The organism is Paenibacillus sp. FSL R5-0527 (assembly GCF_038008055.1).
Classification (GTDB): Bacteria; Bacillota; Bacilli; order Paenibacillales; family Paenibacillaceae; genus Fontibacillus; species Fontibacillus macerans.
Window position 1 is genome coordinate 4805345 of record NZ_JBBOYI010000001.1, and the last position, 12816, is coordinate 4818160.

General features: G+C 51.9%; 14 protein-coding genes. 1 reads left to right on the top strand and 13 read right to left on the bottom strand.

The genetic code is table 11. The annotated features are described in order from the left end of the window. Positions 1–20 precede the first annotated feature (20 nt). Entirely contained in the window at positions 21–419 is a 399-nt protein-coding gene (locus NYE69_RS21185; RefSeq protein WP_213510254.1) for a hypothetical protein, read from the bottom strand. 431 nt (positions 420–850) lie between these two features. Continuing rightward, positions 851–1054, bottom strand: coding sequence for a helix-turn-helix transcriptional regulator (locus NYE69_RS21190; protein ID WP_328271989.1), 204 nt, complete (start codon positions 1052–1054; stop codon positions 851–853). 377 nt (positions 1055–1431) lie between these two features. On the opposite strand from NYE69_RS21190, the gene NYE69_RS21195 reads away from it, so the two are divergent. Beyond that, positions 1432–1611 (top strand): aspartyl-phosphate phosphatase Spo0E family protein, encoded by a 180-nt coding sequence (locus NYE69_RS21195; RefSeq protein WP_328271988.1) that lies wholly within the window; start codon positions 1432–1434, stop codon positions 1609–1611. Positions 1612–1894: 283 nt separating this feature from the next. Here NYE69_RS21195 and NYE69_RS21200 read toward each other — a convergent pair whose 3' ends face one another. The 11 genes from NYE69_RS21200 to NYE69_RS21250 form a co-directional block, all read right to left on the bottom strand. Further along, complete coding sequence (locus NYE69_RS21200; protein WP_340930476.1) at positions 1895–2449, bottom strand: nucleotidyltransferase family protein; 555 nt, start codon at positions 2447–2449, stop codon at positions 1895–1897. Positions 2450–2495: 46 nt separating this feature from the next. After that, positions 2496–3719, bottom strand: coding sequence for an MFS transporter (locus NYE69_RS21205; RefSeq protein ID WP_036622501.1), 1224 nt, complete (start codon positions 3717–3719; stop codon positions 2496–2498). Between the two features lie 14 nt (positions 3720–3733). Continuing rightward, on the bottom strand, positions 3734–4576 hold the full coding sequence (locus NYE69_RS21210) for an aldo/keto reductase (protein ID WP_036622499.1): 843 nt from the start codon (positions 4574–4576) through the stop codon (positions 3734–3736). Positions 4577–5032: 456 nt separating this feature from the next. Further along, positions 5033–5524, bottom strand: a complete 492-nt coding sequence (locus NYE69_RS21215; RefSeq protein ID WP_036622497.1) for an RNA polymerase sigma factor — start codon at positions 5522–5524, stop codon at positions 5033–5035. 128 nt (positions 5525–5652) lie between these two features. Continuing rightward, positions 5653–6774 (bottom strand): sensor histidine kinase, encoded by a 1122-nt coding sequence (locus NYE69_RS21220; RefSeq protein ID WP_124332762.1) that lies wholly within the window; start codon positions 6772–6774, stop codon positions 5653–5655. Next, positions 6764–7474 (bottom strand): response regulator transcription factor, encoded by a 711-nt coding sequence (locus NYE69_RS21225; RefSeq protein ID WP_036622493.1) that lies wholly within the window; start codon positions 7472–7474, stop codon positions 6764–6766. Before NYE69_RS21225 ends, NYE69_RS21220 begins: the two co-directional genes overlap by 11 nt. A 105-nt stretch (positions 7475–7579) precedes the next feature. After that, positions 7580–8641 (bottom strand): sensor histidine kinase, encoded by a 1062-nt coding sequence (locus tag NYE69_RS21230; RefSeq protein WP_227872862.1) that lies wholly within the window; start codon positions 8639–8641, stop codon positions 7580–7582. After that, on the bottom strand, positions 8638–9318 hold the full coding sequence (locus tag NYE69_RS21235; RefSeq protein WP_036622491.1) for a response regulator transcription factor: 681 nt from the start codon (positions 9316–9318) through the stop codon (positions 8638–8640). The genes NYE69_RS21230 and NYE69_RS21235 overlap by 4 nt, the downstream gene beginning before the upstream one ends. Before the next feature lie 14 nt (positions 9319–9332). Then, positions 9333–11159: an ABC transporter ATP-binding protein gene (locus NYE69_RS21240; protein WP_051985401.1), complete on the bottom strand. Its 1827-nt coding sequence runs from the start codon at positions 11157–11159 to the stop codon at positions 9333–9335. 105 nt (positions 11160–11264) lie between these two features. After that, positions 11265–11978 carry an MgtC/SapB family protein gene (locus NYE69_RS21245; protein WP_227872861.1) on the bottom strand — a complete coding sequence of 238 codons (714 nt, stop codon included), beginning with the start codon at positions 11976–11978 and terminating at the stop codon, positions 11265–11267. A gap of 146 nt (positions 11979–12124) precedes the next feature. Next, the gene (locus tag NYE69_RS21250; protein ID WP_124332760.1) at positions 12125–12751 is read right to left on the bottom strand and encodes an FMN-dependent NADH-azoreductase; all 627 of its coding nucleotides are present in this window, start codon (positions 12749–12751) and stop codon (positions 12125–12127) included. Positions 12752–12816 lie beyond the last annotated feature (65 nt).

Consider the following 12816-nt stretch of genomic DNA (forward strand, 5'->3'; position numbering starts at 1 on the left):
CCCTCCGATATTAAATGAGTTTATTTGCTGGAAAACAGGCTTTTCATCAAAGAGTAGCCGCTAAGCAGACCAATAAAGAACAGCTGTACTTGCCCCACCCATAGGTGGTATCCGGCAATACGGATTTGGTTGATATAAATCGTTATCAGCGGGTACAACAGCAGGATGAGGCTGGGCAAAAACACGAAAAAGAACAGCGGGCGGTGCAAGCTTTTCCGGCGCGGCCATCCGCTCAAAAAGCTCAAGTACAGTCCGAAAACAAAAGAATAAACGATATCCCCCAGCAAGCTGTAGTCCATTCTGTAGAACGTGCCGGCCTTTTGATCCATCATGTGAGTAAACTGCTGTCCGTAATACACCAGCACGATCGCCCCAACGATCCAAACCAAATAATAAAAATATCCTTTCGAGTTGTTCATCGCTTCATTCCCCCATCAGTAAGTATTCTAAGAAGCGTCATATGCGGGCCACTCAAATTTTATCACAAATCCGGGCAGGGGCGTTGAACTAAATGATCGTCCGAGTGTAGGCGGCAGGGTGAAATGTACTTGCGGGTAACCAAGCAAACTTAAGTATATATTTCCGAAGCTGCTTTTATAAAAAAACTTATTTTGCTTTACCTCGTGACGAAAAAAGCCCTTCCTTATTAACTTGCCCAAGAAAATAAATTCGTCAATGAGATAGTTTCTGAGGTCATAAAGAGGATCGTTCGTCGAGATAAGGGAACTGAATGAGGGAGGAGAAAAGCAGTAAAAGCCCCTTGATCTGATCATCGGGGCTCTTAAATGTTGATATGACAGCCCTAGAGATGGCTGCTCTTGATTATCCAGCATTTTTGCATTGGAGAACTTTAAATCGGTTGCCGCCGGTCTTTCCACTCATCAACTTCTCGTATATCGATACCAAGAACTTCACAGAGATGTAAGGCAATCGTAACGCTTGGAATCGTTATGCCGTATTCGATGTTTTGATAATGTTTAAGTGAAACATTTATCATTCGACTTACTTTCTCCTGTGACAATCCTTTTCGTTTTCTTGCGTCAATTAGTTTCAAGCGTGGAAACTCTCCTTAAATTTTGTTTACTTTTATGTTAGTCTGTTCGTGAATTTTAAGTCACATATTTTAATTGGCTAATTATAATTTACGTAGTATAATTCATGTATAATAATTACTGAGATCTTAAGGAATTTACATCCAAGTGGACAAGATTAGACAAAGCACCATTCGATTCTTCCGCAACTCATAAAAATCGCTGACTTCATCTTCCCAAGGGTCGTCAAGCTGCAGCATGTAAAATTCTTATGACAAGCCTTAGAAATGCAATCCAAAGTCTGAATTGTGACGTTTCGATTGCTGCACTTCAAGTTTGATATGCCAGAAAACCTCTCCCGTATGACAGCAACTGCAAAAAAAGTAAGGGGGAAATAACTTTGAGGTCTGTTACTAAAGATTTACAGGCTGAAATTGAAAGGTTGCGACTAGAGATGCACGAACTAGCAATGCGTGAAGGCTTAAACAGTCAACTTGTACTACAGAAGTCAGTAGAGTTAGATAAACTGATTAATCTATACATAAATTCGAAACAAGATCACGTATGGAATAGTGCGTAAAAAACACGAACAGACTTTAATGGTCAGTTCGTGCATTTAAAATTGAATTAAATTTTATCCAACGCATATTATTTCCTGATATCCCCATATATAAATCACTCTCTTACGGTCGGAGAAATCCGAGTGCAGCTTTTCAGTTCCCCTATTTTTTACTGTACTTTCTGCGACCGTTGAGATCGATATAAGGATCGACGTTCTGCTGATGGAGGAGTATCAACAGCTTCATTCGATATTCATTGGCCCCGTTTATCGCGGCCTAGTCCTCAATTTTCATGGGGCAACATTATTCTTCGATCAGTTGAAGCCGAGGCCACAGACGCAGCCACTCCTTGGCTGCCACTCGCTGCCTAAACACCGCGCTGTCCCGGAAGTACGGGCTTTGCCGTACCTTTAATGTGAGCAAGTCGTCCAGCCCCCAAGGCGCGAGGAGCTCAATATCGTCCGCGGCATGCAGACGCACTCCTACCGCCGTGCACGTTTCGGGCCAGTGCCGCATCGCGTCTTCAACCGAGCGGTACGGTGCCTTCTCCCCGTTCCTCAAATGCATACGGGCCTGGTTTTTGACCGACCAACTCCGGTGCGGATTGCGTGCTCTTAATGCGGCTTCATACCCTTTCTCGACCGCCTCGTCCAAGCATTCGGGGTCATAATACAGCACGTCAACGTCATGCAGCGGCGTTCGGCTGGTGTAACCGTGCAGCACATCCCACGCAAAATTGCGCACGTAACCGGCGGCGATGCAGCCGTGCGGCAGCCCTTGTTCGGCCACCGCCCGTAAATCCTCCAGCATTTCCGGCTGATGGAGGATCGCTTCCCTTAAACCTGCGGCATCATTCATCGCGGAATTACTCGGTTCATATTCAGGATAATGTATGATCATAGTTTCACGCCCCTTGCAGCGTTTTATCCTTGGGCAGCAGTACCGTCAGCAGGCCGATCAGCGGCAGCAGCGAGCACAACTGCATAATAAACAGGATGCCGGTCTGATCGGCAAAATTGCCGAGCACCGCCGAGCCAAGCCCGCCAAGTCCAAAGGACAAGCCGAAAAACAAGCCGGACACAAGCCCCACCTTCCCCGGCAGCAGTTCCTGGGCGTATACGACGATGATCGAAAAGGCGGAAGACATGATCAGTCCAGCAATCACGACAAGCACGCCGGACCAGAACAAGTTGGCGTACGGCAGCAACAGGGCGAACGGAGCCGCACCAAGGATGGACACCCATATGACATTGCGTCGCCCGTAACGATCCGCCAGCGGCCCGCCGAAAAACGTTCCGACCGCGGACGCCGCCAAAAAGGCGAAAATATACCACTGCGCCGCTTCTTTAGTTACGCCGTAATGGTCCATCAGAAAAAACGAATAAAACGTGGAAATGCTGATGGAATAAACGTTTTTGGAAAATAGCAGCAGCACCAGTATGGCAACGGCCAGCAATACTTTTGCCCGGCTGAGATTGGCATGGCGAACAGGTTCGCCTTTCGCGGCTGCCGTTCGTTTTCGGCGCGGCTGCAGATCCTGGGCTCCGTACCATCTCGCGACGAAAAACTGAATGACGATCGCCGCCACGGCGGCCAGCGCAAACCAGGCGACGCTTGCCTGCCCCAACGGGATAAAAATAAGCGCCGACATAATCGGCCCCAGGGAAGCGCCGATGTTTCCGCCGACCTGAAAAATCGACTGGGCCAGTCCTCTTCGGGGGCCGGCCGCCAAATAGGCGACGCGCGACGATTCCGGGTGAAACACTGACGAGCCGATGCCGATAGACGTGACGGCCAGCAAAATCAGGCCGTAGCTAGGGGCAAACGCCAGCATGACGATCCCCGCCAGAGTGAAGCATACGCCAAGCGGCAAAATATACGGCCGCGGCCGGACATCCGAATACAATCCGACCATCGGCTGAAGCACCGAGGCCGTCATATTCATCGCGAAGGAAATCCAGCCGATCTGGCCGTAAGAGAGCATAAGGGATTCGCGCAGAATCGGAAACAAGGCCGGGATCGCCGATTGCATCGTATCGTTCAGCATATGGACGATACTGATCGCGAACAAAATCGGGTAGACCGTTAAAGCGGGGGAGGCGGGTTTCATAGCAGTTGTCTGATTCATCGTCCGCTAATCCGCTAGAAACCGAAATTGTCCGGGTCCGCCCCGAACCGCTTGTTTTGATTTAACCTGTCGATCTCCCGAATGTCCTCTTCGCTTAACGCAAAATCGAATATATCGGCGTTTTCGGCGATCCGCTCCGCGCGTACGGATTTCGGAATCGTGACGACACCGACCTGGAGATCCCAGCGCAAAATGACCTGCGCCGCCGTTTTGCCGTATTTCGCCGCAATCTCCTTTAACGTTTCATGATCAAGCAACTGGCCCTGCCCCAGCGGCGACCACGCTTCCGTCTCAATGCCCTTTGAGCGGCAGTACTGCAGCAGTTCTTTTTGCGTTAAGTGCGGATGCAATTCCACCTGATTCACCGCCGGAACGACCTTCGCATCCGCCAGCAAATCCTCCAGATGGTGGATTTGAAAATTGCTGACTCCGATCGCGCGCACCTTGCCTTCCGCGTATATCTTTTCAAGCGCCCGCCACGTGTCCTTGTATTTTCCCTTGACTGGCCAATGCACCAGAAACAGGTCGATATATCCAAGGTTCAGTTTGCTCAGGCTTGTTTCGAACGCTTGCAGCGTCGATTCGTAACCTTGGTCGCTATTCCATACCTTTGAGGTAATGAACAGTTGATCCCGCGTCAGCCCGTTTTCCTCCATCGCTTCCTTTACCGCCTGGCCGACTCCTTCTTCGTTGCGGTACAAGGCTGCGGTATCAATGCTGCGGTAACCGGTGCGAATCGCCGCTTTGACCGCCTGAATCACTTCTTGGCCCTCTTTGGCTTGATAAACGCCCAGACCGAACCAGGGCATTTCGACTCCATTGTTTAATGTGACGGTATCCTGCAAATGATTGGGCATCGGTCAATCCTCCTCTAATTCTTAAGATGGGCTTATTTTCCGTATCTCCTATTATGGCGGACCCTCCCGCGAATTCCAATCGTTTTCTTCATAAAACAAAAATCAGCGCTTGAGCGCGGGATAAGTGAGAATAGCGTAAAGGCCATGCGAAAAAAATCTAAACGGTTGTGAGCGACGCTATTTGGGCAAAAACGAACGGATACAAAATGTAACGGTTGCCAGAGGGCCTATTTCCCATTTTATCGGCAGTAATAGGCATAAAGTTCCGCTATTTTGAAGGCTGACGGCCGGTTAGCAGGTGGGCTTATGGGCTTGTTGGCCAGCGGCCGGCCATGCCGGCAGCTGGCTGTCAAGCGCCGATTTCTAAGTTGATCCAATCCACAGCAACGCGATAAAGCCGCCGGGTTTTCTACCCGGCGGCCCATAGTTCCTGCGTGCGTTAACGCGCTTATACAATTATGCCGTTTTACCCGCGCCGCGCAGCTTTTGTCTGGCCCGGTACAGCAAAATTTTGAAGTGGGACAGTGAAATCCCCATCAGATCGGCGGCTTCCTGATAAGAGAAGCCGTGTATGTCGTACAGCAGCACCGCGTGCTGCTGGTTGGGCGCCAACACGGAAAGCAGGGCGTACAATTCCTTTCGGCTCTCCTGTCCGAGCACGCGTTGTTCCGGCGTGTCATCGCTGGCGTAGCCGAAGAAAAATTCATTTTCATAAGACGAAGACCGGCTTTCTTTGCGCAGCTTGTCAATGTAGGCGTTATGGGCCACCCGCAGCAGCCACGCTTTAGCCTTGCGCCCTTCCGCCCCGTCCAAATGCTTGAGCGCCCGGCAAAATGTCTCCTGCATCAAATCCTCCGCGGTGTGATGATTGCGGCACATACTGTATAAATAGCGGTAAACGTCGTTTTTATATTCGCGATAAAGAAGATCCATAGAACGGGTTTTCATCTTTTTCCCCTCATTTCTATCCATTGAAATTTCGGCAGCGCCCCGTTTCGTACCGGCGCTTGCCTGGTTCCATGGTTCATTATGAAGGTTAGAGTTTGCGTCCCGTCTAAGAAATTGTTAAGTTTTTCTTAAGAAATTTCTTCATTTTTCTTAAACGATTCGGAATTTTGCGGCAGCCGTACGGTAAACACCGTGCGGTATTCGTTGCTGTCCGCCGCTATCGTCCCCTGGTGGAGATCAACGATGTGCTTGGCGATGGCCAGGCCGATCCCCGACCCGCCGGTGTGCGACGCCCGGGATTTTTCCACCCGATAGAAGCGGTCGAACAGATGCGGCAAATCGGATTCGGGAATCGGGTCCCCGTAGTTGGCCACTTCGGTAACGGCCTCCTCCCCTTCCATCCAGCCGCGAATATCGATGTATTTTCCCTCATGTCCGTAACGGATCGCATTTGTGATCAGGTTCTCGTACACCCTTCTCAGCTTGTCCCCGTCCGCGTGAACGTAAAGGTGGCGCCCCTGCAAATACAGCCGGCATTCCATGCCGCTCTCCTGCAGCTGCCAGCCGAAATGGGCGATAATTTGATCCAGCATTTCCGCCAGATTAATCCTTGTTTTCTGCAGCTTCATCTCCTTGTTCTGCAGCCGCGTAAACTCAAACAAATCCTGAAGCAGCTGCTTTAGCCGCAGCGATTCCTCGTACGCCATGTTGACGTAGTAGCGCAGCTCGACCTCATCGCGGTAACGGTCCTGATCGATCAGGCCGAGATAGCCGGTAATGGAGGTGAGCGGCGTCCGCAAATCATGCGATACGTTGGTGATCAGCTCGTTTTTCGTTTGCTCCGCCCGGCGTTCCTCCTCCATCGACGTTCTTAAGCGCTCAACCATGCGGTTGATGTCGGTGGCCAGCTGTCCAAGCTGTCCCACGTTTTCCACCGGTATTTTCCGCACGGAGCCCTCCTCGATCTTATGCACCTCTTCAATCAGCAGCTCCAGGTACTTTTTCTCGTGGCGCCGGACGCTACGGCGGTAGAAATACAGCGCGAACAAGAGCAAAATCGGCACTCCCGCCAAATAATAGGCCAAGGGAAAGCCGATGTTCCGGTTGATCCAAACGATAAAGGTATAAACCGACATCTCCGGATACAGCACGTAAAACAATCTGGCCAGCAGGATGAGCAGCAGCAGCGAAATCAGCGAAGCGACCGTCGTCCAAAACAGCCAGGTCAAAAAGCGCAAACTAGCCTTCAATTTTGTAGCCGACCCCCCACACGGTACGGATCAGCTTTTCTCCGTCCATCTCTTTCTCCAGCTTGTCGCGCAGGCGGCTGATATGCACCGTCACGGAATTGCTGCTCTCCAAAAATTTATCTTTCCAAATAAGTTCGAAAATTTCGTCCGAGCCGAACACCCGGCCGGGATGGCTGGCAAGCAAATATAAGATTCCGAATTCGATCGGCGTCAGCTTCAGCGGATTCCCGTCAACCGCAGCCGTATGCGTCTCCTTGTCGATCTGCAGCGAGCCGATTCGGATCATATGATCCTGGGACGCCTGCGCCTGTACGGACGATTGCGCCTGGGCGGCGTAAGAGGATCTGCGCAGCAGCGATTTCACCCGGGCGACCAGCTCGAGCGGATTAAACGGCTTGACCATATAGTCGTCCGCTCCGGTCATCAGGCCCGTAATCTTGTCCATATCGCCGTCTTTAGCGCTCAGCATCAGAATCGGCGTCGTCCGCGTCTCGCGGATCTTCAGGCAGACGGAAATCCCGTCAAGCCCCGGCATCATGACATCGAGAATGACCAGATCGACCGCCTCGCGCTCCATGATGTCCAGCGCTTTAAGCCCGTCCCCCGCTTTCACGACATCATAACCTTCGTTTACGAGATAAATTTCAATCAGTTTGGCAATTTTATCATCGTCGTCGACGATTAAAATTTGTTTGTTCATAGATTATTTCATCCTTTATTTGAAAAACTGGAATGGCACATCGGTACTATCATACCATGTTCACGCCACCCGTTTACAAATAAAAGATTGTCATCAATCTGGAACTTAGGTCCAATCATACGGGACGGCGATAACGAACCTCGTCCCTTGACCCGGTTCGGACGCTACGGAAATGTTCCCTTGGTGGATTTCGACGATTTTCTTCACGATCGATAGGCCTAGTCCGCTGCCGCCTGCGCTGCGCGTCCGCGATTTATCGGCTTTATAAAACCGCTCGAAAATATGGACCAGATCCTCTTTGGCGATGCCCATCCCGCTGTCGGCGATCCCGACTTCGGCATGCCTTCCTCCGCGCGAAAGCGTCAAGGTAATTTCCCCGCCATGCGGCGTAAATTTAATGCTGTTGTGCAGCAGGTTCAACCATACTTGAGCGAGTAAATCCTCGACCGCCTCCACCTCGACAGGCACCAGGTCCAGATTAATCTGGATGTTCTTGTCCAGCCATTGCGGTTCGCAAGCCAAAACGACGGTCTTAAGCTGACGGTCGAGCCGAAACCGGTTGGCCTGAAAAGTGGCGCGCTCCGCCTCAAGCGAGGACAATTTCAGCAAATTGTCGCTCATCTGCGACAACCTGCGGCTCTCCGACTCGATAATTTCCAAGTAATGGTCCCGTTTTTCCTGCGGCAGCCCCGGTTTCCGTAAAGCTCTGGCAAATCCGCGAATGGAAGTGAGCGGCGATTGGATTTCGTGCGAGACATTGGAAATGAAATCCTGGCGCATCGTTTCCATCCGCCCCAGCTCGCTGGCCATTTCGTTAATGCTGTGTACGATCGATTCGAATTCCCTCAATTTCTCAAAACCCTCCAGCCTGACGGAGAAATCCCCTTTGGCGATCCGTCGGATCGCCGCGATGACCGAATTGAGCATCTTTAACTGGTTGTTATGGAGCAACTGGCCGATCAGAAAGGCAATGAAGACAAACAAAATAAATCCAAGAATCACATTCAGCAGTTCGAGCGCATAGTCGGAAAAAGGCGGTTCCCAATGCCGATAGACAACAGAGGTGGTAAAAGTAGCAGCCGTCCATGTCAAGCCGAAAACCGCCAACACCGCCAGAGACCCAAAAATATGGAACAGTACTTTCCAAATTTTTTTCAACCAGTTCACCGTTCCCCCGCCTCCAGGCGGTAGCCCAGGCCGCGGATCGTGCGGATTTTAAACCCGTACCGCTCCTCGGGAAAACGTTCGCGCAGACGGTTGATGTGCACGTCGATCGTCCGTTCGTTCCCCTCGAAATCGTAACCCCATATATCTTCGATCAGCTGCTCCCGCGTCAACGTTCGACCCGCGTGGCTGCCGAGTTTAAACAGCAGCTCGAATTCCTTCAGCGGCAGCGTAAAACTCTCGTTCTGGGCGGAAACTTCAAATGTCTTGCGGTTGATTTTCAGTTCGCCGATCGCAACGACCTGGGACAGCGTCACATGATAACGCTTGAGCAGCGCCTTGACCCGGGCGACCAGCTCCGCCGGCTCAAACGGTTTGACCAAATAATCGTCCGTGCCCAGTTCGAAGCCTTTCACCACCTGCTTCGTTTCGCCTTTGGCCGTCAGCATCAAGAGCGGCATGTCATAATCCCGCCGCAGCTGGCGGCACAGCTCCCAGCCATCCATATTCGGCATCATAATATCCATAATGACCATATCGACTTTTTCCGTTTCCACCAGGGTGAGCGCCTCGCGTCCGTCCTCCGCTTCAAGCACCTGCACCATTCCCGCTTCCTCCAGAAAAACCTTGACCAGTTCGCGAATGTGCTGATCGTCGTCCACCACAAGTATTTTTGCCATAGCCAATTACCCCTTTACAATATCGCCTCTGCGCGTACACCGGTCTTATCTGCGCGTTCACCGGCTTCCGGAAGCTGCAGCTGTTGGGCGGCGAACTCCCGGTACATCGCGTGATGACGCAGCAGCTCCTCGTGCGTTCCCCGGCCCGTTACTTTGCCCTTCTCGATAAAAATCAGCTGATCGGCGCCGACGACGGTGGACAGCCGGTGCGCGATCACGATGGTGGTGCGGCCCTGCATCAAATTGTTCAGCGCCTTTTGCACCACGATTTCCGAGCGGCTGTCCAGACTGGAAGTCGCTTCGTCCAGCATAAGAATTTTCGGGTCTCTGAGGAGTGCCCGGGCGATCGCAATCCGCTGCCGCTGCCCGCCGGACAGCTTCACGCCGCGTTCGCCGACATCGGTGTCGAACCCGTCCGGCAATTCGGCGATAAAGCCGTCGGCATAGGCCATTTCCGCCGCCCGCTTCAGTTCCTCTTCGCTCACTTCGCGCTCGATGCCGTAACATAAATTTTCCCGGATCGTGCCGGCGATAATCGGACTTTCCTGGGATACGTACCCGATCAGCCCCCGCCAGGAACGGAGCGAAAACGCATCGATCGGGTCATCTCCCAGCCTGATCGTTCCTTCCTGCGGGATATAAAACCGTTCCAGCAGGGCAAACAGCGTCGTTTTGCCGCCGCCGCTCGGCCCGACAACCGCCGTCACCGTGCCGGGCTTCATCGTAAAGCTAACGCCCTCCAGCACCGGCTCTTCCGGCTTGTACCCGAACGTCAAGCCTTCGACCGCCAGCGGCTGGTTCGCGTCCGCCACTTCCTTGCCCGAAGCAAACGGCTCTTCCTCCGCGTCCAGCGTTTCCAGCATTCTTTCGGTTGCTCCCATCGCCTTCTGCAATTGCGTGAAAAACGTCGTCAATTGCGTCATCGGCATCACCGTCTGAATCAGATAAAGGATAAACGCAACCAGCTCACCGGCCGTCATTGCGCCGCTTGACACCTGCATGCCCCCATAACCGATCACCACGACCAGCAGCATCATCATTACAAAAGAAGTGAACGGGCTGATCCAGGCCATCACCTTGCCTTCCCGGATGCCGAAAGTCATCAGTTTGCCGATGGCGGCGAACCCGTTCTCATATTCCTTGCGTTCGGCATTGGACGCCTTGACCAGCCGGATTTCAGACAGCACCTGGCTCAGAACCGCCGTGAAAGAAGCGGTCTCGTCCTGCATGCCCAGCGAAATTTTGTACATCATTCGCCCGAGCGGCACCATAATAAGCGCCGCGATCGGGATGACGACAAACATGAGCAGCGTCATTTTCCAGTTCAGGTAAAACAACACCGCGACCGCCCCGATGATCGAAATGATACCGCTGAAAAAACCGGTCACATGCTCGGAAATCAGCGATTTGATGATCCCCGTGTCGTTCGTCAGGCGGCTCACCGATTCTCCGGTGCGGTTGTTATCGTAATAGGACACCGGCAGCCGGAGCAGTTTTTTCCAAAGCCGGTCGCGCAGGCTGGCCACCATTTTTTGCCCGGCGTAATTAAGCAAATAGATCGACAGCCCCGAAGCGATCGACATGCCGATAAATGCCGCCCCGATCATCACGATCTGCTGCGTACTGATTGATGACAGCGAAAAGCCGTCGACCAGATTTTTCGTGAACATCGGAATGACCAAGCTCACAACCGTTGAAGCGACGCTCAGCAAAAGCGCTCCGATCAGCAGCGCCATGTTCGGTTTCGTCTCGCGGATCAGCCGCAAGAACGCCCGCAGGCCGCCCCGTTTTTTAGCTATCTGCTTATTGGGTTCATTGTATAAAGTTTCTCTCTCACGCATGTTCTTCTCTTCCCTTCCTTATGTCCCGTCCCGGATAAGCTTCTATTTAAGCTCAGGAAAAGAATATAACTGTTTTTTAAACTGAATTTAAACGGGCCCACCGGACTATAAATTTTCCACTTCCACGCTGTGCACATGCTCGATCGTCCGCAGAAAATGGTAAATTTCCGTCGTGTATTCTTTCTCCGACGCGGTGATGACCATGTCGATCCGCTGTCTCCCATCCTCCAGGTCTTTGATTTTCAGCCGGCGAATGCGATGGCGGTTTACCCTGTCCCTCCGGTTCTTTTCATCCTTCCGCTCGATAATGCGGATCAGTTCCGTGACGTTGCCCGGATTCTCCATCACGACTTTGATCGACACGTCGCGCTGGCTTAGCTTGTATGGGCCGACCCATTTGATCACGTAGGGAATAAAGTTCACCGAAATGATCAGGAGCACGGTCGTAAGCGCCGCTTCAAGATAAAAACCGATCCCGATCGCAATCCCGATCCCGGAAGCGGCCCAGATCATCGCCGCCGAGGTTAATCCGGATATCCCCTCGTTGCTCCGGCGCAAAATCGCGCCCGCCCCCAAAAAGCCGATACCGCTAACGATTTGTGCGGCGAGTCGCATCGGGTCCATGTTCGGATGCTCAGGCGTGGCGAATTTCGCAAATGATTCGATCGATACGATCGTTACCAGGCAGCTGGCGATGCATATCACCATGCTGGTCTTGATGCCGAGCGGTTTTTGCTTCAATTGCCGGTCGATGCCGATAAACAGCCCGAACAATAAAGCCATGCATAGTTTAAAGGCCATTTCCCATTCCATCATCATGTTGAACTGCATCTCCTTCAGTCATATAAAGTGAGTATAATTGGATTCGGCTGCTCCGTGCAATTGTTCTTAAAAACAAAAAAGCCGCCCCACGGATCAAAGATCCGAAGAAGGCAGCTTTTTTTAGATTATTTATGACAAGCGGATTAAAACTTGGCGGCAAGATCGGCTGCGCGTTTTACGCCGTCCTGAATGATTGCTTCGGCACGGTCCGGGAATTGGTTGTGGCCTTCCACAACGACGACTTCCGGGTTGTTGATGCCCCAGAAAGCCAGCGTGTTTTTCACGTAATTCAACGACATTTCAAGCGCCGCCATCGGACCTTCCGAGTAAACGCCGCCGCGGGCTTGCAGCAATGCGATCTTCTTGTCGCCTACGAGGCCGACAGGTCCTTGTTCGGTATATTTGAACGTTTTGCCGGCTTGGTTCAAGTAGAACAGATAAGTCAGCAGTTGGGCCGGGATCGTGAAGTTCCAGAGCGGGAAAGCGAAGACGACTTTGTCGGCGCCCAAAAATTGATCGAGATAAGTGTTGGCCAGGTCGGCTGCTTTTTGCTCTTCCGCCGTCGCCTCGATGCCTTTGCCCACCTTGAACAATCCGTTCAGCATGTTCAAATCATAGTAAGGAAGCTCGGCGTCAAACAGGTTGAGTTCGGTAACCGCATCTTCCGGATGCGTTTCCTTGTACGTTTTCAAGAAGCTTTCATACAGCTTAACCGTAGCGGATTGGTCCGCCGGACGGTTATTCGCTTTGACAAATAAAACTTTAGCCATCTGTATTCCCTCCACTTTTTCAATTATTAACTTACTATTTAATAGCTACTTAATATTAAGCCGTA

Excerpts from the sequence above, each read along its gene's own strand:
- NYE69_RS21235 (WP_036622491.1), bottom strand. The coding sequence starts at position 9,318 with ATGGCAAAAATACTTGTGGTGGACGACGATCAGCACATTCGCGAACTG.
- NYE69_RS21205 (WP_036622501.1), bottom strand. The coding sequence starts at position 3,719 with ATGAATCAGACAACTGCTATGAAACCCGCCTCCCCCGCTTTAACGGTC.
- NYE69_RS21215 (WP_036622497.1), bottom strand. The coding sequence starts at position 5,524 with ATGAAAACCCGTTCTATGGATCTTCTTTATCGCGAATATAAAAACGAC.
- NYE69_RS21210 (WP_036622499.1), bottom strand. The coding sequence starts at position 4,576 with ATGCCCAATCATTTGCAGGATACCGTCACATTAAACAATGGAGTCGAA.
- NYE69_RS21245 (WP_227872861.1), bottom strand. The coding sequence starts at position 11,978 with ATGATGATGGAATGGGAAATGGCCTTTAAACTATGCATGGCTTTATTG.
- NYE69_RS21185 (WP_213510254.1), bottom strand. The coding sequence starts at position 419 with ATGAACAACTCGAAAGGATATTTTTATTATTTGGTTTGGATCGTTGGG.
- NYE69_RS21225 (WP_036622493.1), bottom strand. The coding sequence starts at position 7,474 with ATGAACAAACAAATTTTAATCGTCGACGACGATGATAAAATTGCCAAA.
- NYE69_RS21200 (WP_340930476.1), bottom strand. The coding sequence starts at position 2,449 with ATGAATGATGCCGCAGGTTTAAGGGAAGCGATCCTCCATCAGCCGGAA.
- NYE69_RS21250 (WP_124332760.1), bottom strand. The coding sequence starts at position 12,751 with ATGGCTAAAGTTTTATTTGTCAAAGCGAATAACCGTCCGGCGGACCAA.
- NYE69_RS21240 (WP_051985401.1), bottom strand. The coding sequence starts at position 11,159 with ATGCGTGAGAGAGAAACTTTATACAATGAACCCAATAAGCAGATAGCT.